This is a genomic window from Leisingera sp. F5 (genome assembly GCF_001593695.1).
In genome coordinates, this window is sequence record NZ_LUKH01000046.1 from 1 (window position 1) to 23,079 (window position 23,079).

At 61.7% G+C, this 23,079-nt stretch carries 25 protein-coding genes; 15 read left to right on the top strand and 10 right to left on the bottom strand.

The features are described 5' to 3' along the window. The 6 genes from A2I95_RS21510 to lpxB form a co-directional block, all read left to right on the top strand. The coding region (locus A2I95_RS21510) for a BamA/TamA family outer membrane protein (RefSeq protein ID WP_291733129.1) at positions 1–962 on the top strand (962 nt) is incomplete at its 5' end. Between the two features lie 73 nt (positions 963–1,035). After that, complete coding sequence (locus A2I95_RS21515) at positions 1,036–1,581, top strand: OmpH family outer membrane protein (protein WP_291733131.1); 546 nt, start codon at positions 1,036–1,038, stop codon at positions 1,579–1,581. 75 nt (positions 1,582–1,656) lie between these two features. Further along, positions 1,657–2,127, top strand: a complete 471-nt coding sequence (gene fabZ / locus A2I95_RS21520) for a 3-hydroxyacyl-ACP dehydratase FabZ (RefSeq protein ID WP_129370710.1) — start codon at positions 1,657–1,659, stop codon at positions 2,125–2,127. 1 nt (position 2,128) lies between these two features. Continuing rightward, complete coding sequence (gene lpxA, locus A2I95_RS21525; protein ID WP_027258789.1) at positions 2,129–2,914, top strand: acyl-ACP--UDP-N-acetylglucosamine O-acyltransferase; 786 nt, start codon at positions 2,129–2,131, stop codon at positions 2,912–2,914. Positions 2,915–2,918: 4 nt separating this feature from the next. Continuing rightward, entirely contained in the window at positions 2,919–3,707 is a 789-nt protein-coding gene (locus tag A2I95_RS21530) for an LpxI family protein (RefSeq protein ID WP_291733134.1), read from the top strand. Then, the gene (lpxB, locus tag A2I95_RS21535; protein ID WP_291733137.1) at positions 3,704–4,870 is read left to right on the top strand and encodes a lipid-A-disaccharide synthase; all 1,167 of its coding nucleotides are present in this window, start codon (positions 3,704–3,706) and stop codon (positions 4,868–4,870) included. The genes A2I95_RS21530 and lpxB overlap by 4 nt, the downstream gene beginning before the upstream one ends. A 272-nt stretch (positions 4,871–5,142) precedes the next feature. Here the strand turns inward: lpxB and mnmA are convergent, their stop codons facing one another. After that, positions 5,143–6,288: a tRNA 2-thiouridine(34) synthase MnmA gene (gene mnmA / locus A2I95_RS21540; RefSeq protein WP_291733139.1), complete on the bottom strand. Its 1,146-nt coding sequence runs from the start codon at positions 6,286–6,288 to the stop codon at positions 5,143–5,145. A 147-nt stretch (positions 6,289–6,435) separates the two neighbouring features. On the opposite strand from mnmA, the gene A2I95_RS21545 reads away from it, so the two are divergent. From A2I95_RS21545 to A2I95_RS21565, 5 genes are all read left to right on the top strand, one after another. Then, entirely contained in the window at positions 6,436–6,723 is a 288-nt protein-coding gene (locus tag A2I95_RS21545; protein ID WP_291733141.1) for a DUF1153 domain-containing protein, read from the top strand. Positions 6,724–6,840: 117 nt separating this feature from the next. Then, positions 6,841–7,560: a response regulator transcription factor CtrA gene (gene ctrA / locus A2I95_RS21550; protein ID WP_291733143.1), complete on the top strand. Its 720-nt coding sequence runs from the start codon at positions 6,841–6,843 to the stop codon at positions 7,558–7,560. Between the two features lie 202 nt (positions 7,561–7,762). Further along, a complete protein-coding gene (gene ligA, locus A2I95_RS21555) occupies positions 7,763–9,982 on the top strand; it encodes an NAD-dependent DNA ligase LigA (RefSeq protein WP_291733191.1) in 2,220 nt (739 codons plus the stop codon). Next, positions 9,979–12,069: an ATP-dependent DNA helicase RecG gene (gene recG / locus A2I95_RS21560; RefSeq protein WP_291733146.1), complete on the top strand. Its 2,091-nt coding sequence runs from the start codon at positions 9,979–9,981 to the stop codon at positions 12,067–12,069. The genes ligA and recG overlap by 4 nt, the downstream gene beginning before the upstream one ends. A 148-nt stretch (positions 12,070–12,217) precedes the next feature. Beyond that, positions 12,218–12,340, top strand: a complete 123-nt coding sequence (locus A2I95_RS21565) for a hypothetical protein (RefSeq protein WP_291733148.1) — start codon at positions 12,218–12,220, stop codon at positions 12,338–12,340. 292 nt (positions 12,341–12,632) lie between these two features. Here the strand turns inward: A2I95_RS21565 and A2I95_RS21570 are convergent, their stop codons facing one another. Beyond that, positions 12,633–13,085 carry an iron-sulfur cluster assembly scaffold protein gene (locus A2I95_RS21570; RefSeq protein ID WP_291733150.1) on the bottom strand — a complete coding sequence of 151 codons (453 nt, stop codon included), beginning with the start codon at positions 13,083–13,085 and terminating at the stop codon, positions 12,633–12,635. A 77-nt stretch (positions 13,086–13,162) separates the two neighbouring features. Between A2I95_RS21570 and hisI the strand changes: the two genes are divergently transcribed. Beyond that, positions 13,163–13,534 carry a phosphoribosyl-AMP cyclohydrolase gene (hisI, locus tag A2I95_RS21575; RefSeq protein WP_291733152.1) on the top strand — a complete coding sequence of 124 codons (372 nt, stop codon included), beginning with the start codon at positions 13,163–13,165 and terminating at the stop codon, positions 13,532–13,534. A 52-nt stretch (positions 13,535–13,586) separates the two neighbouring features. On the opposite strand, the gene gluQRS is transcribed toward hisI, so the two are convergent. The 4 genes from gluQRS to A2I95_RS21595 form a co-directional block, all read right to left on the bottom strand. Continuing rightward, the gene (gluQRS, locus tag A2I95_RS21580; protein ID WP_291733154.1) at positions 13,587–14,447 is read right to left on the bottom strand and encodes a tRNA glutamyl-Q(34) synthetase GluQRS; all 861 of its coding nucleotides are present in this window, start codon (positions 14,445–14,447) and stop codon (positions 13,587–13,589) included. Next, the gene (locus A2I95_RS21585) at positions 14,444–15,058 is read right to left on the bottom strand and encodes a methyltransferase domain-containing protein (protein WP_291733156.1); all 615 of its coding nucleotides are present in this window, start codon (positions 15,056–15,058) and stop codon (positions 14,444–14,446) included. Before A2I95_RS21585 ends, gluQRS begins: the two co-directional genes overlap by 4 nt. 33 nt (positions 15,059–15,091) lie before the next feature. Beyond that, positions 15,092–16,447, bottom strand: a complete 1,356-nt coding sequence (gene trmFO, locus A2I95_RS21590; protein WP_291733158.1) for a methylenetetrahydrofolate--tRNA-(uracil(54)-C(5))-methyltransferase (FADH(2)-oxidizing) TrmFO — start codon at positions 16,445–16,447, stop codon at positions 15,092–15,094. Between the two features lie 384 nt (positions 16,448–16,831). After that, entirely contained in the window at positions 16,832–17,620 is a 789-nt protein-coding gene (locus A2I95_RS21595; RefSeq protein ID WP_291733160.1) for an enoyl-CoA hydratase, read from the bottom strand. Between the two features lie 58 nt (positions 17,621–17,678). On the opposite strand from A2I95_RS21595, the gene A2I95_RS21600 reads away from it, so the two are divergent. Next, positions 17,679–18,101 (top strand): PaaI family thioesterase, encoded by a 423-nt coding sequence (locus A2I95_RS21600; protein WP_291733162.1) that lies wholly within the window; start codon positions 17,679–17,681, stop codon positions 18,099–18,101. Here the strand turns inward: A2I95_RS21600 and asd are convergent. From asd to A2I95_RS21620, 4 genes are all read right to left on the bottom strand, one after another. Then, entirely contained in the window at positions 18,091–18,987 is an 897-nt protein-coding gene (asd, locus tag A2I95_RS21605; protein WP_291733164.1) for an archaetidylserine decarboxylase, read from the bottom strand. The genes A2I95_RS21600 and asd overlap by 11 nt on opposite strands. Positions 18,988–19,106: 119 nt before the next feature. After that, the gene (speE, locus tag A2I95_RS21610) at positions 19,107–19,970 is read right to left on the bottom strand and encodes a polyamine aminopropyltransferase (protein WP_291733166.1); all 864 of its coding nucleotides are present in this window, start codon (positions 19,968–19,970) and stop codon (positions 19,107–19,109) included. Continuing rightward, positions 19,967–20,473 carry an adenosylmethionine decarboxylase gene (speD, locus tag A2I95_RS21615; protein WP_291733167.1) on the bottom strand — a complete coding sequence of 169 codons (507 nt, stop codon included), beginning with the start codon at positions 20,471–20,473 and terminating at the stop codon, positions 19,967–19,969. Before speD ends, speE begins: the two co-directional genes overlap by 4 nt. Positions 20,474–20,718: 245 nt before the next feature. Next, entirely contained in the window at positions 20,719–20,952 is a 234-nt protein-coding gene (locus tag A2I95_RS21620; RefSeq protein ID WP_291733169.1) for a DUF1127 domain-containing protein, read from the bottom strand. Between the two features lie 94 nt (positions 20,953–21,046). On the opposite strand from A2I95_RS21620, the gene A2I95_RS21625 reads away from it, so the two are divergent. Then, complete coding sequence (locus A2I95_RS21625) at positions 21,047–22,450, top strand: PLP-dependent aminotransferase family protein (RefSeq protein ID WP_291733171.1); 1,404 nt, start codon at positions 21,047–21,049, stop codon at positions 22,448–22,450. Positions 22,451–22,615: 165 nt separating this feature from the next. Further along, the gene (rplM, locus tag A2I95_RS21630; protein ID WP_024090265.1) at positions 22,616–23,074 is read left to right on the top strand and encodes a 50S ribosomal protein L13; all 459 of its coding nucleotides are present in this window, start codon (positions 22,616–22,618) and stop codon (positions 23,072–23,074) included. Positions 23,075–23,079: the final 5 nt, after the last annotated feature.

A 23,079-nucleotide genomic window follows, 5' to 3' on the forward strand; every position in this document is an offset into this window, starting at 1 on the left:
CGGAATCGGATTCCTATGTGCTGGGCTTTACCGAACCTTACCTCTTGGGGCGGGATCTTAGGTTTGATCTGGACCTGGGTCTGAATGAAACCGACTCCAGTTTCTCGGAATACCGCACCAAACGGATCTTCTTCCAGCCTGCACTGACCTTCAACACTGGCGAGGATACCTCGCTGCAGGTCCGCTACACGTGGGATGCGGACGAGATGCTGTTCAGCGATAGCGAGGATGACGACACGACCTCTTTCCTGGCGAGTCCAGTAATCAGAAATGAAATCGCGCAGGGTGAGCGTTCGGCCAGTGCCATTGGATTTACTTACCGCTATGACAGCCGTTTGACGGGCCTGGATCCGACTGCCGGGTTCCTGGTGGAAATCGGTGCGGACTATGCTGGGCTGGGCGGCGATTCCGAATACTTTAAGACCACAACGAAGATTGTGGCGCAAAAGCAAATTCTGAACGAGGAAGTCACGATCCGTGCGACCTTGGAGGCTGGTGCGTTTCAATGGGAAGGCAGCGGTTCCAGCCGCTCGATCGACCGGTTCGTTCTGACGCCGTCGGTTATGCGCGGGTTCGAACCCGGCGGGATTGGTCCGCGGGATCAGTCTGCGGTGGCAGGCGGGACTGGTAACTACAACGACTTCCTGGGCGGCAACTACTATGCCGTTGCCCGCTTTGATGCGGAATTCCCGCTGGGCCTGCCCGAAGAATTGGGGATGCGCGGCGCCCTGTTCTATGATGTTGGCAGCCTTTGGGGTACACAGAACGTAGATACTACTGGTGCCACCAGCAGCGGAAACGGCGTCGTCGGTTCCAGCAGATCGTTCCGCCACGTCGTTGGCGTTTCCCTGCTGTGGACCACCGGCATTGGCCCGCTGCGCTTCAATTTCTCCAAGGCCCTCCAGAAAGAGGACTTTGACCAGGAACAGAGTTTCGACCTGACCTTGCAGGCGCGGTTCTGATCTGGTGCGGCGGACTGCGCCCAGTTTTTGGGCAGCGCTTGGAGTTGCCATAGCGCTGTCCGGGTCCGGGTCGGTGCCAGCGCTTGCTCAGGAGCCGGTTTCCCCGGCCCCCAATGCGGGCGCGGAGTTTCAGCTGGGACTGCCGCAAAGCGGCATCCTCACCATCCAGCCTGACCGGCTGTTTTCCGAAAGCGCCTTTGGCAAACGGGTGGAGCGCGAGATCGAAGCCGAGGGCGCGGTGCTGACCGCGGAAAACCGGCGCATCGAGGCTGAACTGCGCGCCGAGGAACTGGAGCTGACCGAACGCCGCAGCGACATGGCGCCGGACGCCTTCCGCGCCCTGGCTGACGCGTTTGATCAGAAGGTGCAGGAAACCCGGCGCCACCAGGACCAGAAGCTTCGTGAAATCAACCAGATGGGCGAGGATGCCCGGCGGGAATTCATCGCCGCTTCACTGCCGGTGCTGCAGCAGATCATGCGGGAGACCGGCGCAGGGGCGATTCTGGACCATGCTTCGGTCTTTCTGAGCGCCAATGCCGCCGATATCACCAGCCTGGCAATCGGCCGGATAGACGAAGTTCTTGGTGATGGCGCAACTGATGAGGAGAGTGAGCGCTGAGCGTGCGAACTTGCCCAAGTGCCCTCTGCTTGCTAGGGACGGCGCAGCATAATTGACGATAATGGGAAACCACGCATGACCACCGAGCTGCAAAATGCTGACATTCAACTGATCCAGCGGATTCTGCCGCACCGCTATCCGTTCCTGCTGGTCGACAAGGTGGTTGATATCGACAGCTACAAATCGGCCCGCGGCATCAAGAATGTCACCATGAACGAGCCGCATTTCCAGGGTCATTTCCCGGGCACGCCGATCATGCCGGGTGTCACCATCGTTGAGGCGATGGCGCAGACCGCGGGTGTGATGCTGGGTGTTGGCATGGACATGGTCGATACCGATCTGCTGATCTATTTCATGAATATCGACAAATGCAAATTCCGCCGCAAGGTGGTGCCCGGCGATGTTCTGGAAATGCATGTGGAGACGCTGCGCGGCAAACCGGGCGGCAAGATCTTCAAGTTCCTGGGGCGCGCCACGGTGGACGGCGAAGTGGCCGCAGAAGCCGAATTCACCGCGATGGTCGACCGTCAGGTGGAGGGCGCCTGATATGAGCAGCATCCACCCCAGCGCCATTATTGAAGACGGTGCCAAAATCGGCGAGGACTGCGAGATCGGTCCGTTCTGCCTGGTTGGGCCTGATGCAGTGCTGGGGGACCGGGTTGTTCTGAAATCCCATGTGGTGGTCACAGGCGACACCGAGATCGGCGACGAAACCGTTGTCTTCTCTTTTTCGGTGCTGGGCGAGATCCCGCAGGACCTGAAGTTCAAGGGCGAGAAGTGCAAGACCGTGATCGGCAAGCGCAACCGCATCCGCGAACATGTGACGGTGAATGCCGGTACTGACGGCGGCGGCGGGGTGACCCGTATCGGCGACGACGGCCTGTTCATGGCAGGTTGCCACATCGCCCATGACGCCCAGGTCGGCGACCGGGTGATTGTGGTGAACTCCGCGGCGGTGGCGGGCCATTGCGTGCTGGAGGATGATGTGATCATCGGCGGATTGTCGGGCATTCACCAGTGGGTACGCATCGGCCGCGGCGCCATCATCGGCGCGGTGACCATGGTGACCAATGATGTGATCCCCTACGGCCTGGTGCAGGCGCAGCGGGGCGAGCTGGACGGATTGAACCTCGTGGGCCTCAAACGCCGCGGTGTCGCCCGCAGCGACATAACCGCATTGCGCGCCGCTTTTCAGATGCTGGCCCAGGGCGAGGGCACCTTTCAGGAGCGTGCCAAGCGGCTGGGGGATGAGGCTGACAGTGAATACGTGCAGCGGATTGTCGCCTTTATCACCGGCGGCAGCGACCGTTCTTTCCTGACACCGGGGGGCTGACGTTATGCTGGCTGTTATTGCAGGTACCGGCAGGCTGCCGGCTGAAGTGCTGTCCCGTGTCGCGGGCAGGCCGTTGGTTTGCGCCATGGCAGGGTCCGAGCCCGATGCCGTGGACGCGGAAGTCACCTTCCGGTTCGAACAGCTGGGGTCCTTTCTGGAGCGCCTGAAAGCTGCCGAGGTCACCGAGATCTGCATGGCGGGCGCGGTGCGCCGCCCCAGCATCGACCCTTCGGCCATTGATGCCGCCACGATGCCGCTGATTCCGGTGCTGCAGGCGGCGCTGGCTGCTGGCGATGACGGGGCTTTGCGGGCCATTATCGGCATTTTCGAACAGGCCGGGTTCACAGTGCGTGCCGCGCATGAAGTGGCACCGGATTTGCTGATGTCCGAAGGCGTGCCGACCAAGGTTCAGCCGGGCGAGCTGGACAAGGCGGATGCTGCGCGGGGCGCTGAGATCGTAGCGGCAATGTGTGCGGCCGACATCGGCCAGTCCTGCGCGGTGCGCAAGCGGCAGGCGATCGCAGTTGAAAACATTTTTGGCACCGACTGGATGCTGGCCTCGCTGCTGCGGCGCCCGGACGGGCAGGGCGGTTTGCTGTTCAAGGCACCAAAGCCGGCGCAGGACCGGCGGGCCGATCTGCCCACCATCGGGGTCGAAACGGTTGAGGCCGCGGCCAAGGCGGGGCTCTCCGGCATCGTGCTGGAGGCCGGCGGCGTCATTGTGCTGGACAAGGAAGCCGTAATCGCGGCTTGTGACCGGCTGGGCCTGTTTCTCTGGCTGCGCGAGGCATGAGCCTGCGGGTCTTTATCCTGGCCGGTGAGCCTTCGGGCGACCGGCTGGGCGGCGCGCTGATGGCAGGGCTGAAACAGCTGGAACCCGGGATCCAGTTCGATGGTATCGGCGATGCGCTAATGGCAGAGCAGGGGCTGGTTTCCCGCTTTCCCATGGAGGAGCTGTCGGTGATGGGGCTGGCGGAAGTGCTGCCCAAATACCGCCACCTGAAGCGCCGGATCCGGGAAACGGCAGATGCCGTTCTGGAGACCAGGCCGGACGTTTTGATCACCATCGACAGCCCTGATTTCTCCTTGCGTGTCGCACGGCTGGTCAAGGCGCATAGCAGCATCCGCACCGTGCATTACGTTGCACCTTCGGTTTGGGCCTGGCGGCCCAAGCGGGCGGAGAAAATGGCTGAGGTCATCGACCACGTTCTGGCGCTGCTGCCGTTTGAGCCGCCCTATATGGAAGCGGCGGGCATGGACTGCGACTTTGTGGGCCACCCGGTGGTGGCGGAGCGGCAAGCGACGGAGGCGGAGATTGACGCATTCCGCAGCGATTTCGGCTTGGGTGATGCGCCATACGTGCTGGCGCTGCCAGGTTCGCGCCGGTCGGAAGTGTCGCGTCTGGCCCCGGAGTTCGGCCAGGCGCTGATGCAGTTCAGTGTCAAGCACCCGGACTACCGGATCGTGGTTCCCGCCGCCGCACCCGTCGCTGGTTTGGTGCAAGAGGCGCTGCTGGATTGGCCGAAGGGAACCGTCATGATCGATCCGAACCGTTACAAGCCGGACCGTGCCAAATCCTTCAAACGCGCTGCCTTTGCCTCTGCCAGCCTGGCGCTGGCCGCCTCCGGAACCGTGTCTTTGGAGCTGGCCGCAGCCCGCACGCCGATGGTGATCGCCTATAAGTTCCAGTGGCTGACCTGGCAGATCATGAAACGCATGGCACTGATCGACACGGTGACGCTGGTCAACCTGGTGAGCGATAGCCGCGTGGTGCCGGAATGCCTGGGACCGGATTGCACGCCGGCGAACATTGCCGGCCGTCTGGCGGCTCTGGCAGTAAATGCCGGTGATCAGCTGGAGGCGATGGAGCTGACCATGCAGCGGCTTGGGCAAGGTGTTGATGAGCCAGGCCTGCGGGCCGCGCGGGCCGTTCTCGGCCGGCTGCCCGGAAACTAGAACGGGCGCGCATCGGATGCAGAGCCTCCGGCGCGCCGTTTCCGGTGGCGCGGGCGCGCTGCGCCCGCGCGGGGCGAACCGCGAGGCCTGCGCAGAACATGGCAGGCTGGGCAAGATGATCTGGCAGTTAGAGTCTTGCTGAGAAGCGCCTGAGGGCAGATCTGCCCTCAGGCGCTGTTTCCATCTGAATTTGATATGCCGCGCCAAGGGCAAGCCGCGCGTGCCGCGCGGAGGCTTCGCCTCCCTTGACCCGGGGTTGAGGATCCGGCGCCTCAGTAGCCGCGCCAGATCCAGCCGCCGCCGAAGATGCGGCTGCTTTCGCTGGCATAGAACACACAGGCCTGGCCAGGGGAGACGCCTTCTTCCGGTGTCAGCAATTCCACCTTGGCGGTTGTGTCCGTCAGCGGCCGGATGATCGCCTCCCGAGGCGGGCGGGTGGACCGGACCTTGACCTTCACGTGCCATTCCTCGCGAGAGGTGAAGGGGTCATCCCCAAGCCAGTTGATTTCGCGCACCGGGATGGTGCGGGTGGCCAGCAGCTCCTTGGGGCCGACGACAACCTGCTTCTTGTCCACGTCAAGCCGGACCACATACAGCGGTTCGCTGAGGCCGCCGATGCCAAGGCCGCGCCGCTGGCCGATGGTATAGTGCAGGACCCCGTCATGACGGCCCAGCACCCGGCCGTCGGAATGAACGATGTCACCCGGTTCAGCGGCACCCGGGCGCAGCTTTTCGATCACCCCGGCGTAGTTCCCGTCCGGCACAAAGCAGATGTCCTGGCTGTCGGGCTTGTCCGCTACCGCCAGCCCGTATTGCGCCGCCATCTCGCGGGTTGCGTCTTTGGAGGGCAGATGCCCCAGCGGGAAGCGCAGGTAGTCCAGCTGCTCCGGAGTGGTGGAAAACAGGAAATAGCTCTGGTCGCGGTTTGCATCCTCGGCGCTGTGCAGCTCCGGCCCGTTTGCCCCCATCACGCGCTGGATGTAATGGCCGGTGGCCATGCAGTCGGCCTCCAGATCCTTGGCCGTCTCCAGCAGGTCCTTGAACTTCACCCGCTCATTGCAGCGGATGCAGGGCACCGGCGTTGCACCGGCCAGATAGCTGTCAGCGAACTCGTCAATCACCGCATCCTTAAAAATGTTCTCATAATCCAGGACGTAATGCGGGAAGCCGCGTTCCTCGGCCACGCGCCGTGCGTCGTGGATATCGATGCCGGCGCAGCAGGCGCCTTTCTTGGCCAGCGCCGCGCCGTGATCATAGAGCTGCAGGGTCACGCCGACCACGTCATAGCCCTGATCGGCCAAGTATGCAGCAACAACAGAGCTGTCGACGCCGCCCGACATAGCCACCACCACCCGGGTTTCCGAGGGCGGTTTGGCAAAGCCGAGCGAGTTTAGTTTTGAGTCGTGGTCCAGCGCCATGGGGCAGCTCCTGAAGGCAAGGGGGCAGGCGCCGCAGAATATAGGAAAATCCTACAGACTCTCAAGGGCCGTGGTTCACACGCCGTTAAGCCTGATCGGAAATTCTGGTGTCAGACCTCAACGAACAAGATCTTCGAGGGAAGAAATATGTTTTTGAAGAAAGTGGACGGGCCGCGCGCCGTCACCCTGCCGGATGGCACCATCATGACCCGGGCGGACCTGCCGCCGAAAACCACCAGGCGCTGGGTTGCCTCTCGCAAGGCCGCGGTGGTGCGTGGTGTTCTGTACGGGCTGCTGCCTCAGAAGGAGGCCATGCAACGGTACGGGCTGAGCGAGGAAGAGTTCCGAAGCTGGGTTGCAGCGGTTGCAGACCATGGCGAAGAGGCCCTGAAAACCACGCGTCTCAAGAAATTCCGCAGCCCTGACGCAAAATAACCAAGCCCGCCCTTGAGTTGCATTTGTAAATTAACCATCATGGTAACGAGGCATTAACTTTTTTCCACCAAGGTTAACGCGACCTGAGGGAAACAGTGTACAGGCGGAGAAAATAATATGCGCATTCTGCTGGTTGAGGATGATCCGACCACGGCCAAAAGCATCGAACTGATGCTGACCCATGCCAACCTGAACGTCTATTCGACGGATTTGGGGGAAGAAGGGATCGATCTGGCCAAACTTTACGACTACGACCTGATCCTGCTGGATCTGGGGCTGCCCGATATGAACGGCCATGAGGTACTGCGCCAGCTGCGCATGTCCCGTATTGAAACGCCCATTCTGATCTTGTCCGGCGCCGATGATACCGACAATAAGATCAAGGGCTTCGGCTTTGGTGCGGATGACTATCTGACCAAGCCGTTCCACCGCGAGGAACTGGTGGCGCGGATCCATGCGATCATCCGCCGTTCCAAGGGGCATTCGCAGTCTATCATCAAGACCGGCAAGATTGCGGTCAACCTGGATGCCAAAACGGTTGAGACCGATGGCAAGGCGGTGCATCTGACCGGCAAGGAATACCAGATGCTGGAGCTTCTGTCGTTGCGCAAGGGCACCACGCTGACCAAGGAAATGTTCCTGAACCATCTTTATGGCGGCATGGATGAGCCGGAACTGAAGATCATTGATGTTTTCATCTGCAAGTTGCGTAAGAAGCTCAGCAATGCAACAGGCGGCGAGAATTACATCGAAACAGTCTGGGGCCGCGGCTATGTGCTGCGTGATCCGCAGGAAGACCACATGTCGGGCGGCCAGCGGATGGCTGTCGGCGCCTGAAAGGACGATCACCCGGTCGGCACATGATCATGTGCCGCCGGTTGCAAGGACCTGCCGGTTGGCGGGTCTTTTTGCTTTTTGAGGCCTGCAGCGCGCGGGCTGTCAGATGCGCTGGACGCGGCCAGCGCGGCAGCTTATCACCAAAAGGGAGAACGAAGAGGGACCGCGCGTGGCAGAGAAAACAGAACAAGACGTGGCCAACCTGTCGGCTGAAGAAGCGCAGGCCGAGTTTTTCGGACTGGAAGAACAGCTTCGTGCGGCGGATTTGGCCTACCATCAGGCCGACGCGCCAGAAATCAGCGATGCGGAATATGATTCGCTGAAACGGCGGTACCGTGCGCTGGCAGAGGCATATCCGGATCTAGCGGCAGATGCCACTCAGCTTGATACGGTGGGGGCTCCGGTTGCCTCTGGGTTCGGCAAGATTTCCCATTCCGTGCGCATGCTGTCACTCGGCAACGCCTTTGCCGACGAAGATGTCAGCGATTTCGACCGCAGCATCCGCAAGTACCTTGGTCTGGAGCGTGACGCCGCGCTTTCCTTTACCGCAGAACCCAAAATCGATGGGCTGTCGCTGTCGCTGCGCTATGAGCTGGGCAAGCTGGTGCAGGCCGCAACCCGTGGTGATGGCAGTGTCGGGGAGAACGTGACTGCCAATGCATTGACCATCAGCGACATCCCGCAGCACCTGGACGGCGCGCCGGAGGTGCTGGAAGTGCGCGGCGAAGTTTACATGAGCCACGCGGATTTCGAGGCGCTGAACAGCCGGCACGCTGAGCGCGGCGGCAAAATCTTTGCCAATCCGCGCAACGCTGCGGCCGGATCCCTGCGGCAGCTGGATGCGGAAATCACCCGTGCCCGCCCTTTGCGATTCTTTGCCTACAGCTGGGGAGAGTTGAGTGCACCCCTAGCAGAAACGCAGATGCAAGCCATCGCACGGCTGCAATCCTTGGGCTTTCAGACCAACCCGCTGACCCGGCTTTGCGTGTCGGTGGATGAGATGATCACGCATTACCGCAGCATCGAAGAACAGCGCGCGACACTGGGCTACGACATCGATGGCGTGGTTTACAAGGTCAACGAGCTGGCGCTGCAGGGGCGGCTCGGGTTCCGCTCGACCACGCCCCGCTGGGCGATTGCGCATAAGTTTCCGGCAGAACTCGCTTGGACCCGGCTGGAGGCAATCGACATACAGGTCGGCCGTACAGGTGCGCTGAGTCCGGTTGCCCGGCTCACTCCTGTGACCGTAGGCGGCGTGGTGGTGTCGAATGCGACGCTGCACAACGAGGATTACATTCAGGGCCGCGATTCCAAGGGCGAGAAGATCCGGGCGGGCAAAGACATCCGCATCGGCGACTGGGTGCAGATTTACCGGGCCGGCGATGTTATTCCGAAAGTGGCTGATGTGGATATGTCCAAGCGGCCTGAAGATGCTGAACCCTACGCGTTCCCGCAGACTTGCCCGGAATGCTCCAGCCCGGCTGTGCGCGAGGAAGGCGATGCCGTGCGGCGCTGTTCCGGCGGCCTGATCTGCCCTGCGCAGGCGGTGGAAAAGCTGAAGCATTTTGTGTCCCGCGCGGCCTTTGACATTGAGGGTCTGGGCGCCAAACAGGTGGAGCAGTTTCATTCAGATGGATGGGTGAAAGAACCCGCGGATATCTTTGATTTGCAAGAAAACTATGGCTCTGGCCTGCAGCAATTGAAGAACCGGGAAGGGTGGGGCGAAAAATCTGCGGATAACCTGTTTACTGCGATTGCTGAAAAACGCACCATCCCGATGGCCAAACTGATCTTTGCCCTGGGCATCCGCCACGCGGGTGAAGTTGCCGGCCGGGATCTGGCGTTGCATTACCGGGACTGGCACGCGATGGCAGAGGCGGTTGACGCCGCGCGGCCCGCGGCGCTGGCGCACCGGGCGGCGGATGAGGCTGAGGACGCGGAACGCCGGGCTGCCGCTCAGGACGGTCGCCGCGCGCGCATCAAGGACGCCCGCGATACAGCCATTTCCAGGTGCGATGTTCCTGCCGAAGCCGCCTCTGCTTGGGCGGATCTTATCGGCGTCGATGGGATTGGCGCAGTGCTGGGCCTGTCCCTGTCAGACGCCTTTGCGAATCCCGAAGAACGGGCGGCCTTTGACCGGCTGATGGCCAAACTGACCGTCGTCCCGCCGGATGCACCGGCAGCAGACAGCCCGGTGGCGGGCAAGACCGTGGTCTTCACCGGCACTCTGGAAAAGATGACCCGCGCCGAAGCCAAGGCGCGGGCCGAAGCTTTGGGGGCCAAGGTGTCCGGCTCGGTGTCCAAAAAGACCGACATACTTGTGGCCGGGCCCGGGGCCGGGTCAAAAGCCAAGAAGGCGGCAGAGCTGGGCATCAGAACAATGGATGAAGACGGCTGGCTGGAGCTGATTGCAGAGGCATGAGCGGACGTCCTGAGATCCTGTTTCCGCTGTTCGCCGGTGCCGAGACCTTGCAAGGGGTTGGCCCGAAGACTGCGCAGTCTCTCACCCAGGTTGAGATAGAAACGCCGCGTGACTTGTTGTTTTCGCTACCGTATTCGGTAGTGGACCGGCGGCGGCGCGAGACCATCCGCGGGGTCGACTTGCCCGCAACGCTGACGGTTGAAGTGACCATCGGCAGTCATCGCCCCGCCCGCAACCGGGGCGGCGCCTACCGGATTCATGTGGAAGATTCGGAGAGCGAATTTCAGCTGGTGTTCTTCCATGGCCGCAGCCGCTATCTGGAGGCTCAGCTGCCGGAGGGCGCGCGCCGTGTGGTTTCGGGCAAGCTGGAGCTGTTTGACGGGCTGGCCCAGATGGTCCACCCGGACCACATGTTGCCGGTGGAAGAGGCACATGAGATCCCGGAGTATGAGCCGGTCTACAGCCTGACCCACGGGGTTACCCAAAAGACCATGTTCAAGGCGGCGCAAAGCGCGTTGTCACGGATGCCGGAGCTGGCGGAATGGATCGATCCGGCGCAGCTGCTGAAGGAAACTTGGCCTGCTTGGCATGACGCGCTGCAAGCGGCCCATGCACCGCAGGGGCCTGATGACTTGGACCCGCAGGCGCCGGCGCGGGCGCGGCTGGCTTATGATGAGCTGTTTTCCCATCAGCTGACCCTGGCGCTGGCCCGCCAGACCGAACGGAAGTTGCGCGGCATTGAAAGCCATGCCAATGGCCGTTTGCAATCCCGCGTGCTGAAGGCGCTGCCTTACCGGCCGACCGTCGCCCAGACCCGTGCAATCGCGGAAATTTCGGCGGATATGGCGACGGACAAACGGATGAACCGGCTTTTGCAGGGGGATGTCGGGTCAGGCAAAACTTTGGTTGCTTTCATGTCTTTGCTGGTCGCTGTTGAAGCAGGCGGGCAGGGGGTGATGATGGCCCCTACGGGTATTCTGGCACAGCAGCATATGGAAGGGCTTGCTCCACTGGCCGAGGACGCAAGTGTAGTGATTGAGATCCTTACCGGGCGCGACAAAGGGGCGGAGCGCAAGGCCAAGCTGGCGGCGCTGAAACGCGGTGACATTCACATCCTGGTCGGCACCCACGCGGTGTTCCAGCAGGATGTGGAGTTCCGTGATCTGCGGCTGGCCATTGTCGACGAACAGCACCGCTTCGGGGTGCGGCAGCGGATGGAGTTGGCGGAAAAGGGCAAGGGCGCGGATGTCCTGGTGATGACCGCGACGCCGATCCCGCGTTCGCTGGCGCTGGCGCAGTATGGCGACATGGATGTTTCGGTGCTGGACGAGAAACCGCCGGGGCGCAAGCCGGTCAAGACCGCCGTGATCAGCACCGAGCGGATGCAGGAGGTGGTGGACCATCTGCGCAAGGCGATCTCAGAAGGGCGCCAGTGTTACTGGGTTTGCCCGCTGGTCGATGAGTCAGAGCTGAGCGACCTGACCGCGGCAGAGGAGCGGTTCAAGCACCTGCGCGCCATTCTGGGGGAGGGCACTGTTGGCCTGGTGCATGGCCAGATGCCGCCTGCGGACAAAGATGCAGCCATGGCAGCGTTTCAGGAGGGCACGACCAAGGTTCTGGTGGCCACCACGGTGATTGAGGTGGGGGTGAACGTGCCCAATGCTTCGATCATGGTGATTGAGCGGGCAGAGATTTTCGGCTTGGCGCAGCTGCACCAGTTGCGCGGCCGGGTGGGACGCGGCAGTGCGCAGTCAACCTGCCTATTGATGTATCAGCCGCCGCTGACCGAGGGCGGACGCAAGCGGCTGGAGGTTCTGCGCGAAACCGAGGACGGCTTCCGCATTTCGGAAACCGACCTGCAGATGCGCGGAGCGGGCGATATGATCGGCACCGCGCAATCCGGCCTGCCGCGGTTCCGTATTGCCGATCTGGAACGTCAGGCCGGGCTGATGGCGGTGGCGCAAAGCGACGCGCGGGCGCTGCTGGCCGCCGATCCCAAGCTGGAGAGCGACCGCGGCAAGGCTGCGCGTGTTCTTCTGTGGCTGATGAAACAGGATCAAGCAATCCGTTTGATTACAGTAGGTTAATACGCGTTTCAAAGCGTGTTCTCTGGCGGTGTTCCAATCTGTTCGCAAATGTTCTCAAAAAGTTCTTTACAGGTGTTCTTAAAAATGAGAACAAAGAGGCAACAAACTTGCCAAAGAGCGAAGAGACCGACCGGAGGAGGCCCGAGCCATGATTGCACAGATCAAAAACACCATGCAGAACGCCCATTCGACCTTGCTGGAGGACGCCATCGGAGCGGCCTCGCTAATGGTGATGCTGGTGGCGGCGTTGCATCTTCCTGGGCTGCTCTGATCCGCTTTTCCCATTCCTGATTGCATCTGCTGTGCCGGGCCGGCCCTTTCCTGTCCCGGACTGCCCGAGGGATCAACCGCCTGTCCCGATCCCCAATTGGATTGCCTCAATATCCAGCCTGGCCTGCCCGGGTCCCGCACAGCAGAGCATGACTGCCGCCGCCATCCTGCCCGGATGCGCGGCGGTTTTTTCATTTGAGGGAAGAGTGATCACACAGCGGCATGCACTTTGCACAGGTGCAGGCCGCGTTGCTGTATTTCGGACTACCTGTGCAGGGCTGCCAACTGCCGCGTCAGGCGCAGTGTTCCTTGGCGGCTGTTTGCATGGCTTCCAGCGTTGCCTCCAGCGCCAGCATGATCGAGGCGTGGCGGTTCTTGAACTCGCGCGCAGGCTGCAGCACTTCCAGCCCGTCAAAAGGCGCGTCCGGCACCCGGCCGTTCTGGGTCAGCATGGCTTTCAGCTGGTCGCGGGCGGTCTCGACCTCTTCCAGCGAGCGGCCGATGACATGAGCTCCCACCACCGCCGCCGAGGCCTGTCCCAGCGCACAAGCCTTTACGTCTTGGCCAAAATCCGCGATCCGCCCGTTTTCCACAGAAATGTCGACGGTCACGGCAGAGCCGCAGAGCGGCGAGCGCTTCTTGACTGTGGCGCTGGGAGATTCGAGCCTGTCGAGATGCGGGATATCCGCCGCCAGCGCCAGAATACGGGTGGAGTACAGTTTGATCAGATCACTTTCGCCAGCCATGTCTTTCCCGGGCTTTCCCTGCTTGGTTCTTCCCCATACATAGGGAGCCGAACAGCAGATGCAAAAGGTTTTTGCCCATGTCTATAGCCGCGCCCTTTGATCCCGCCAGCCTGGTCTACAATGACGCCGGGCTGATCCCCTGCATTGCCCAGGACGAGGCCTCGGGCGAAGTGCTGATGATGGCCTGGATGAATTCTGACGCAGTGGCCCGCACGCTTGAGACCCGCAATGTCACCTACTGGTCGCGCTCGCGCCAGTCGTTCTGGGTGAAGGGGGAAACATCCGGCCATGTGCAGGAGCTGGTGGATCTGCGGATAGATTGCGACCGCGATTGCCTGCTGGCGCTGGTGCGCCAGACCGGGGCGGCCTGCCATACCAACCGGCGGACCTGTTTTTATACTGCGTTGCGCGGTGGCGACGAGGTTGAGCTGATGAAGCCGATGGGGTGAGGGGCGCCTGGGGGGGCGGCCCTGGCGGGCCGTGCCTCCGGCGGGAGTATTTTCAACCAGAAAGAAGCGGTAGCCCCACCATTTCGCGGATGTCCTGCGGGGTGGCGCCCTCGGTGCGGTATTTGGCAATGGCGCGGGCGTCGTCGCGTTTAGCGAGGCGTTTGCCATTCTCGTCGCGGATCAGGCGGTGGTGGTGGTAGACCGGCGTCGGCAGGTCCAGCAGGCTTTGCAGCAGCACATGGATTTGGGTGGCCTCAAATAGATCGGCGCCGCGCACGGCGTGGGTAATGCCTTGGTCGGCGTCATCCACGACCACCGATAGGTGGTAGGAACTGCCCATGCTGCGGCGCACCAGGATGATGTCGCCGACAGTTGGGATCAGCTGTTCAGGATCCAGCTGGTGTTTGCCTTCGAACTGCGGCCCGGTCTCAGTGAAGCTGCGCAGATCCCCGGCCCGGACGGCCTTTTCCATGTTGAGGCGGATCACGTCGCGGTCAGACGCCTCGCTGGCCGGGCGGTTGCGGCAGGTGCCGGGGTAGATGCGCCCGTCCGGGCCGAACTGCGGCACGCCTTCCTGGGGCGCGCCGGCCGCGGCCTCGATGTCGGTGCGGTTGCAGCGGCAAGGGTAGGTGAGCCCCAGTGCCGTCAGCTGGTCCAGCGCAGCGCGGTAGCGGGGCAGCCGGTCTGACTGGCGCATCACCGGCTGCGGCCAGCTGAGGCCGAGCCAGTGCAGGTCCTCATAGATCTGCGCCTCCCAGGCCGGGCGGGCGCGGGACTGGTCGATGTCTTCGATGCGCAGCAGGAAGGTGCCGCCTTCCGCCACAGCCATATCATGCGCCAGCAGCGCGGAATAGGCGTGGCCCAGGTGCAGCGGACCGGTTGGGGAAGGCGCAAATCGGGTGGTGAATGTCACGCTTTCTCAATCACATAGACGGTGGACTTCAGGCCGATTCCGGGGAGGTGATCGCCATGTTCCCGGAATAGCAGCCGGGCGGCCGAACAGTCCAGCCATTCATTGAGCTTGCCGGTATAGGCCCGGTCCTCCAGCGCGTGGTCATTGTAGGAAAAAGCAAACAGCCCGCCGCGCGGCAGCGCGTGCAGGATCATGTCGAACACCGCAGGCGGTGCCGCACCGGTGCCCAGAACGCCGCAGCCGGTGATCAGGCGGTAGGCGCCTTGCGCGATCGGTTTGCTGTCCGCGACATCGATCTGCGTCACTGTGCGATAGGCGCCTTTGCTGCGGGCCTGGGCGAGCATTTCGTCAGAGGGTTCCATGCCGTCGACGGTTTCAAACCCCTGCAGTCGCAGCGCCAGGCCTGAAAGGCCGGTGCCGCAGCCGAAGTCGAGTACGGGCACACTCATGTCCGGTTGGAATTTTGCCAAGGCTTCGGCAATCCGCCCCGGTGTGGCGTAACCGTTCTCGGCAATTTCAGCGTCATAAGAAGCGGCCCATTGGTTATAGTGCTCCAGGGTCGCTTCCGGTGTTTCAAGGTCGTAGGCCTTGTCCAGAAACTTTTCGCTCATGCAGCAAGCTTAGGCGCCGGCTGCGCTGCGCGTCTAGGAAAAGTTTTTCAGCCAATCCTGCCAGGCGTCTTTGGCGCGGTCGGTATAGGCCTTGTAGCGGTCCTTGCGGCCGCGGCGGCCGCCTTTGAGGCCGTCAACCGGACGGAACAGGCCGAAGTTCACGTTCATAGGCTGAAAGGTCTTGGCCTCGGCGCCGCCGGTGATGTGGTGGATCATCGCGCCCATGGCGCTGTCCTGCGGCACATCCGGCAACTCTTGGCCGAGGATCTCGGCAGCAGCCAGCCGGCCTGCCAGCAGGCCCATGGCAGCGCTTTCCACATAGCCCTCGACCCCGGTGATCTGGCCGGCAAAGCGGATGTTGGGTTTCGATTTCAGCCGCATCTGTGCATCCAGCAGCGTGGGCGCGTTCAGAAACGTATTGCGGTGGATGCCGCCAAGGCGGGCGAAACTGGCGTTCTCCAGCCCCGGGATCATCTTGAAGACCTGCGCCTGGGCGCCGTATTTCATCTTGGTCTGGAAGCCGACGATGTTGAACAGTGTTCCCAGCGCATTGTCTCGGCGCAGCTGCACCACGGCATGCGCTTTGACGTCAGGCTGATGCGGGTTGGTCAGGCCGACCGGCTTCATCGGACCGTGGCGCAGGGTTTCACGGCCCCGTTCGGCCATTACTTCGATCGGCAGGCAGCCGTCGAAATAGCCTGCGGTCTCGCCTGCGTGAAACTCGGTCTTGTCGGCAGCCAGCAGCGCGTCGATGAAGGCCTCGTACTGGTCCTTATCCATCGGGCAGTTGAGGTAAGCAGTGCGTTCTTCTTCAGTCTCGCCCTTATCGTAACGCGACTGCATCCAGGCCTGCGACATGTCGATGCTTTCCGCATAGACAATCGGCGCGATGGCATCGAAGAAGGCCAGCGCCTCAGCCCCGGTTTCGGCCTGAATGGCCTGGCCCAGTTCCGGCGAGGTCAGCGGGCCGGTGGCAAAGATCCAGTGGCCATCGGTCGGCAGTTCTGTGATTTCCTCATAAGAAACGGTAACATTCGGATGCGCCTTCAGCTTGGCTGTCACGCTTTCGGCAAACGGATCGCGGTCTACCGCCAGGGCGCCGCCGGCAGGCAGGCGGTGTTCATCGGCAGTGGTCATGATCAGCCCGCCTGCGGCGCGCATTTCCCAGTGCAGCAGGCCCACGGCGTTCTGTTCGTCATCATCCGACCGGAAGGAGTTGGAGCAGACCATCTCGCCCAGGTTGCCGGTCTGATGGGCGAATGTCTCCACCTTGGGGCGCATTTCGTGGATCACCACGAATACGCCCATGTTCGCCGCTTGCCAGGCCGCCTCGGACCCGGCCATGCCGCCGCCCACGATATGCAATGTCTGTGCCGAATGATCTGTCATGCCCGCCACATAGGGCAGGGGAAGGGGTTGCGCAACAGGCTTGGTGGTCCAATCGGGGCCGCAGTGCCGCCACAATTTACACGGGGCTTGCCAAGTCCGTGTGATCTGTCCGGGAGAGAGGGAAATTTGGGGCCGCCGCTGCGGGAATGGTACACCGGTGAGAGAGAACCGGTTGGAGGGACCCTTCCGCAGCAGCAGCCCAAATTGTGCCGGTCAGTGATCAATCAGCGACCGCGCCCAATCTTTGCCATCTTTCCGCCCGAATTGAAAGGCGGTTGATCGGCGTCTTATGGAAACAATATGTGCGGATTGGTAAACAAAGCCTAAAATTTTCGGAGAATTCCGGAGGCCAGGCCGGAATTCCCGTAAATTCATCCGGCGGGATCAGCTTTCCTGCCAGTCGGGCGCGCGTTTTTCGATAAATGCCGCCATGCCTTCGATGGTGTCGCGGTACATCAGATTCTCGACAATCACCCCGCTGGTGTAGGCATAGGCCTGATCCAGCGGCATTTGCAGTTGCTCGTAAAACGCCTGTTTGCCGATCTTCACGGCAGAGCCGAGTTTCGAGGCAATGGTTTCGGCCAGCCGGGTGGTTTCCGCCTCCAGCTTCTCCAGCGGCACGGCACGGTTGGCCAGGCCCAGATCCACCGCGCGGGCGGCGTTGATGAATTCACCGGTGGTCAGCAGCTCAAACGCCTGTTTGCGGGGGATATTGCGCGACAGCGCCACCATCGGGGTCGAGCAAAACAACCCGATGTTCACCCCGTTGACGCCGAATTTGGTGTCTTCCGCCGCCACCGCCAGATCGCAGGAGGCCACCAGTTGGCAGCCCGCTGCCGTGGCGATGCCATGCACCTGGGCAATGACGGGCTGGGGCAGGGACTGCAATCCGGTCATCACGCTGGTACAGCGGGCAAACAGGTCCTGGAAATAGGCCTTGCCGCCGTCCTCCGCGGCGCGGCCTGCGGTCATCTGCTTGATGTCATGGCCCGCACAGAACCCTTTGCCGGTGCCGGAGAGGATCACCACCTTGATACGGCTGTCTTCGCGCAACGTATCAATCTGCGCCTGCAGTGCGGCCAGCATCTCGTCCGACAGGGCGTTCAGTTTTTCCGGCGTGTCCATTGTCAGCCGGGCAATTGCGCCCGTGTCGTGACGTTTCAGAATTGTCATCTTGCCCTCCTCGCAAATCTCAGGGCAACTCTATGCAGGGACAGGGGAAAGGGAAAGCATGGCGCTGGCATTTGATGTCGCAGGTCTGACGGATTACCTGCATGAGATTTTTCCGCAGGTGAAAGACGATTTTGCCATTGATGCGATGGATGATAGCGGCCTGCGGATGCGGCTGCTGACGGCTGAGCGGCATCTGCGGCCTGGCGGCACGGTGTCGGGACCGTCAATGTTTGCGCTGGCCGATTGCGCGATCTATGCGCTGATCCTGTCGCGGCTGGGGCGCGAGGCGCTGGCGGTGACCACCAATTGTTCGCTGGATTTCATGCGCAAGCCGGTCGCTGGCGCGGATATCATCGCCGAGGCGCGGCTGCTGAAACTGGGCCGGGTTCTGGCGGTGGCCGATGTGCTGATGTATTCCGAAGGGCTGGCAGAGCCGGTGGCGCGCGCCAGCATGACCTATTCGATTCCGCCTAAGCGTTAACCGCAGTGGCAAAGGGCTGGCCGACCTTCACCAGCGTCTCCCGCCCTTTGGCGCTGTTTGCCGCCAGATCGTCCGAGAAACGGACCTTGCCGGGTTCAAACACCACCACCACTGTGGAGCCGCCGAATTTGAAGTAGCCCTTTTCGTCCATCTTCTGCACTGCGCCTGATGTACGGGTGTTGACGATGCTGCCCACGCCAAAGGCGCCGACCTCGACAAAACAATAGGTGCCCAGCGTTTCCGTCTCGATCAGGGTCCAGGAGCGCTTGTTTTCGCCAAAAACATCCGGCCCGGCCCCCAGCGCAATCGGGTTCACCGAATGCAGCGCGCCGGCGATGTCCTGTGCCCCGGTGATGTGGCCTGCGGCGGGGAAGTGGTAGCGGTGGTAATCCGCCGGGCACAGCCGCACGATGGCCAGCGCGCCGCCGATGAAGCGGTCGGCAATACCAGGCAGCATGGTGCGGACTGACATCGGGTGGCCTTTGACAGGCACAAATGTGTCCTCGGCCAGTTCCGGGAACACCAGCACCCGCCCGTCAGCGGGGGAAACAATGTCCTGCGGATCATCGCTGAAGGGCCGCGCTTCGGGCTTCAGGCGGCGCACGAAGAAATCGTTGAAACAGCCGTAGCTCTCTGCAGGCGCGGTTGCCTCATCCATGTTGATCGACAATTCGTCAATCACGGCGCTGATCTTGCCTTTGGAGAACCGCGAGCTGAACCAAGCGCCAAACAGCCGGCTGATCAGGCTGGAGCGGAACAGCAGCTTTTCCACCGGCCGGGCGCTGGCGTTCTGATAGGCCCAGCGGATCCACCTTTCGCCCAGCACGGCCTCTTCAAATGTCTCGCCGGTGTCGCGGTCAACAACAAGGATAGGGTCGCGCTGCATGGGGTCTGCCAAGTTTGGTTTATGTCCAGCCGCGCCTAGCAAAGAGCGGCTGTAAGGCCAAGAGCCGTTTGCCGCGCAAATGAAAAAGGGGGCCGCGGCCCCCTTGTCCCGGATGTTCCTTAGGGGAACAGCTTTTTCACGTAGTTCGGCAAGGCAAACGCGGCCTTGTGGATCTCCGGATTGTAATACCCGGTTTCGATCCCGGCATCGGTAAAACGCGCCTGCAGATCCTCAAGGCTTACATTGCGGGCCTTGCCCGAGTGGCTGCCCCAGCCAAAGGCCATCGGCCCGCCCGCATAGGTCGGCACCGACGCCAGATAGCATGACGCATCGGCAAACAGCGCCTGGAACGCGCGCAGGGTGCCGGTCAGCTCGTCACCTTGCATGAACGGCACGCCGTTTTGCGTCACGATGATGCCGTCCGCGGTCAGCGACCGGGCAGCGTGGCCATAGAACGTATCGGTGAACAGCACTTCGCCGGGGCCGATCGGATCAGTCGAATCAACGATGATCACATCGAACTTTTCAGTGTTCTCTTTCATGAAGAGCGCACCGTCATTGATCACCAGATTGAGGCGCGGATCGTCAAAGGCGCCGTCGCTCAGCATCGGCAGATACTCTTTCGAGAAATCCACCACGCCGCCGTCGATCTCAACCATTGTGACGTGCTCGACCGAGGTGTGGCGCAGCGCCTCGCGGGCCATGCCACCGTCGCCGCCGCCGATGATCAGGACACGCTTGGCATTGCCATGCGCCAGGATCGGCACATGGGTCAGCATCTCATGGTAGATGAAGTTGTCGCCTTCGGTGGTTTGCACCACGTCGTCCAGCGTCAGGATGCGGCCGAACTGGCCGTTCTGGAACACTTTCAGGCGCTGATGCTCGGTGTTGCTGTCATAGAGCATTTCGTCCACGCGCAGGGCTTGTGCGTAATGCGCGTGCAGGCTTTCCGTCACCCACTCCGGTTTGCCGGCACTGCTCATGCCGCAACCTCTTTGGCGATCAATTCCTCTCCGCGCAGCAGTTCGCGCACTTCCACCATGTCGGTGTTGAAGGCCTCTTTCAGCACGCCAACGGCTTTCCACGGCTCGGCATCGCCGCACATGAAGACGTCAAAAGCGCCATAGCCGATTTCCGGCCATGTATGCACTGAGATGTGGCTCTCCGCCAGCACGGCCACGCCGGAGACGCCCTGGGGCGAAAACTTGTGGGTGTGGATGTGCAGCAGGGTGGCACCGCAAACATCCACGCAATCGCGGAATGCCTTTTGGATGCGGGCTTCGCAATCCAGACCGGTGCCTTTCATTACTTCGATGATCAGATGGGTCCCGGCAAACACCTTGCCATCCTTGCGGATGAAATGGTCTTCGCGGTCCGAGTCCACAACGGAGTCGATATTCGCGGCTGTTACACCGCGGGCGGTATCTTCCTCATGGGCGCCTGTCTCCAGACCGATCCCCAGTTGGAAGAGGCTGGCGTCTTTCATGACACTCCCCTTCGTTCCAGTAGATTGCAATCCAGCCGGTTCCTTAGCGCCCCCCCGAATAAGGGTCCGGGGTTGGGATCGGTACCGAAAGTGAGGGGCATTTAGGCCGGGGGGGAGATTCGATCAACCTTTAATTTCTGCATAGCCGGTAACCCGCAAGGGCCTGCTTCCTGCGGAACATGGGGGCGGGCAAAAAAAGGGCCGGGGCGAACCCCGGCCGTCAGGTTGTTCTATTGCCCAGGGGATCATGGGCGCCAGAACGGAAGAGTGGCTTCATAATGGGCGTCCTGACGGCTCACCCCGATGTCCTTAAGCTGCGCTGCGCTCAGATGTTTCAGATGGGTTCTTGTGCGGCGGCGCAGGCTCCACTTGGTGACCAGCACAGCAAAGAGGACGGCCCATTGCGCCAGCACCGGCAGGCCCGGGCGGCTGATCAGATAGGACATGTTCGAGTGTGCCGTTTGCGTGTGCTGTACCATGGGAGGTTTCCTGTATTGTATTGATACAATCCTGTTGATTTGTCGTGTTGTTTTGATACAAAGGGGTAATCATGTTGTCCAAGGATGGATTGTAATGGGTACAATTTGGCCGCAAAGCCTGAGTGAGGCAAAAGGTCCCAAGTATAAAAAAGTGGCAGATACAATCCGGTCTGCCGTCGAATTGGGCAGTTTGAAAATTGGTACAAAGCTGCCGCCGGTGCGCGACCTTGCATATCAATTAAGCATAACGCCCGGCACCGTTGCCCGCGCCTACAGCATTTTGACCGATGAAGGCGTGCTGGAGGCCGAGGTTGGGCGCGGCACCTTTGTAGCCGAAAAGAAAACCCCGGTGCCGGATGACGTATGGTCGCGGGAGCTGCATTTGCTGGAGGCGCGGGATCCCGGCCATGTCAGCCTGTTCAGCCCGCGGATTGCCGATATGGGGCAGGTGGCCGCGGTGCGCGAGGCGCTGCACAAGGTGGCGGAAGGCGAGGCGCGCAATTTCCTGAATTATCCGACCCGTGACGCCTATCTGCCGGTGCGCCAGGCGGCGGCAGCATGGGTGGGACAGTCACCGGTCGGCATGGTCACAGAAAACGATATTGTCCTGACACATGGCGGCCAGAACGGGCTGATGGTGGTTCTGCAAGCGATTCTCGAGGGGCCGCAGCCGGTGATCATGGTTGAGGATCTGACCTATGCCGGTTTCCGCCGCGCTGCGGAACTGCTGAGGGCGCAGGTGGTCGAGGTTGCCATGGATGAACACGGCATCCGGCCGGATTCAATGGAGCTGGCGATCCGCAAGACCGGCGCCACGGTGCTGTGCACCAGCCCTGAGGTTCACAATCCGACCGGGCTGCACACACCGCTGGAGCGCCGCAAGGAAATTGTCCGCATTGCCCGCCGCCACGGGGTGCAGATTGTCGAAGACGACTGTTACCGTCTGGGCGAGTCGCGCGCACCCAGCTACCGGTCGCTGGCGCCGGAGCTTGCCTGGCATGTGTCTTCGATCTCCAAGATCCTGACACCAGCCCTGCGTGTCGGTTTTGCGCTGGCGCCCGAGGGCCGGTCCACAGACCTGCGGCGGGTTGCGGAATACGGATACTTCGGCCTGGCGCAGCCGCTGGCAGAACTGGTGCGGATCCTGCTCACCGATCCGCGGCTGCCTGATCTGGTGGCGGCGGTTCGGGGGGAAATGGCCCGCTATGTCCGGGTCGCGGTCAATGCGCTTGGCGGGTTTGATCTGACCTGGAACCCGGATGTGCCCTTCGTCTGGCTGCGGCTGCCCTCGGGCTGGCGCGCTGCCGCCTTTACCCGGGCCGCAGAAGCGAACGGGGTGCAGATCCGCTCGGCAGATGAATTTGCCCTGCGCGACGGCCGCGCGCCGCATGCGGTGCGCATCGCCATCAATGCGCATGTGCCGCTGAAACAGTTCGAGGAGGCGATGCTGCGCCTGCGCGCTCTGCTCGACAACCCGCCCGAGCAGATCAGCGTTTGAATTGTGGGGTAAAATAGTACCTATTTTGCAAGGTATTGATTTTGCGTAGTTTAATTGCATTTGCGTCTGTTGACGTGCGTCTTTGATCCCCGTAAACCCTCTTCATCGCATTCAGGCGTTTCCTTCCGGGGATTCTGCCGTCACGACAAACAGGATTGACCTGCCATGAAAACCTTCTCTGCTACTCCGGCAGACATCGAGAAGAAGTGGATCCTGATCGACGCCGAGGGCGTTGTTCTGGGCCGTCTTGCCTCGATCGTTGCCATGCGCTTGCGTGGCAAGCACAAAGCGTCCTTCACTCCGCATATGGATATGGGCGACAACGTTATCATCATCAACGCCGACAAGGTGCAGATGACCGGCAAGAAGCGCGAAGAGCACTTCTACTGGCACACTGGCCACCCGGGTGGCATCAAATCGCGCACCAAACAGGAAATCCTGGAAGGCGCGCACCCCGAGCGCGTTGTGACCCAAGCGGTCAAGCGCATGCTGCCGGGCAACCGTCTGAGCCGTCAGATCATGACCAATCTGCGTGTCTATGCCGGTGCCGAGCACCCGCATGAAGCACAGGCCCCCGAAGTTCTGGATGTTGCATCCATGAACAAGAAAAACACCCGGAGCTAATGTAG

What these genes read in the sequence shown, in the direction of transcription:
- fabZ (WP_129370710.1), top strand. Translation starts at nt 1,657, where the DNA reads ATGACCACCGAGCTGCAAAATGCTGACATTCAACTGATCCAGCGGATT.
- lpxA (WP_027258789.1), top strand. Translation starts at nt 2,129, where the DNA reads ATGAGCAGCATCCACCCCAGCGCCATTATTGAAGACGGTGCCAAAATC.
- A2I95_RS21530 (WP_291733134.1), top strand. Translation starts at nt 2,919, where the DNA reads ATGCTGGCTGTTATTGCAGGTACCGGCAGGCTGCCGGCTGAAGTGCTG.
- lpxB (WP_291733137.1), top strand. Translation starts at nt 3,704, where the DNA reads ATGAGCCTGCGGGTCTTTATCCTGGCCGGTGAGCCTTCGGGCGACCGG.
- mnmA (WP_291733139.1), bottom strand. Translation starts at nt 6,288, where the DNA reads ATGGCGCTGGACCACGACTCAAAACTAAACTCGCTCGGCTTTGCCAAA.
- A2I95_RS21545 (WP_291733141.1), top strand. Translation starts at nt 6,436, where the DNA reads ATGTTTTTGAAGAAAGTGGACGGGCCGCGCGCCGTCACCCTGCCGGAT.
- ctrA (WP_291733143.1), top strand. Translation starts at nt 6,841, where the DNA reads ATGCGCATTCTGCTGGTTGAGGATGATCCGACCACGGCCAAAAGCATC.
- recG (WP_291733146.1), top strand. Translation starts at nt 9,979, where the DNA reads ATGAGCGGACGTCCTGAGATCCTGTTTCCGCTGTTCGCCGGTGCCGAG.
- A2I95_RS21565 (WP_291733148.1), top strand. Translation starts at nt 12,218, where the DNA reads ATGATTGCACAGATCAAAAACACCATGCAGAACGCCCATTCGACCTTG.
- A2I95_RS21570 (WP_291733150.1), bottom strand. Translation starts at nt 13,085, where the DNA reads ATGGCTGGCGAAAGTGATCTGATCAAACTGTACTCCACCCGTATTCTG.
- hisI (WP_291733152.1), top strand. Translation starts at nt 13,163, where the DNA reads ATGTCTATAGCCGCGCCCTTTGATCCCGCCAGCCTGGTCTACAATGAC.
- A2I95_RS21585 (WP_291733156.1), bottom strand. Translation starts at nt 15,058, where the DNA reads ATGAGCGAAAAGTTTCTGGACAAGGCCTACGACCTTGAAACACCGGAA.
- trmFO (WP_291733158.1), bottom strand. Translation starts at nt 16,447, where the DNA reads ATGACAGATCATTCGGCACAGACATTGCATATCGTGGGCGGCGGCATG.
- A2I95_RS21595 (WP_291733160.1), bottom strand. Translation starts at nt 17,620, where the DNA reads ATGACAATTCTGAAACGTCACGACACGGGCGCAATTGCCCGGCTGACA.
- A2I95_RS21600 (WP_291733162.1), top strand. Translation starts at nt 17,679, where the DNA reads ATGGCGCTGGCATTTGATGTCGCAGGTCTGACGGATTACCTGCATGAG.
- asd (WP_291733164.1), bottom strand. Translation starts at nt 18,987, where the DNA reads ATGCAGCGCGACCCTATCCTTGTTGTTGACCGCGACACCGGCGAGACA.
- speE (WP_291733166.1), bottom strand. Translation starts at nt 19,970, where the DNA reads ATGAGCAGTGCCGGCAAACCGGAGTGGGTGACGGAAAGCCTGCACGCG.
- speD (WP_291733167.1), bottom strand. Translation starts at nt 20,473, where the DNA reads ATGAAAGACGCCAGCCTCTTCCAACTGGGGATCGGTCTGGAGACAGGC.
- A2I95_RS21620 (WP_291733169.1), bottom strand. Translation starts at nt 20,952, where the DNA reads ATGGTACAGCACACGCAAACGGCACACTCGAACATGTCCTATCTGATC.
- A2I95_RS21625 (WP_291733171.1), top strand. Translation starts at nt 21,047, where the DNA reads ATGGGTACAATTTGGCCGCAAAGCCTGAGTGAGGCAAAAGGTCCCAAG.
- rplM (WP_024090265.1), top strand. Translation starts at nt 22,616, where the DNA reads ATGAAAACCTTCTCTGCTACTCCGGCAGACATCGAGAAGAAGTGGATC.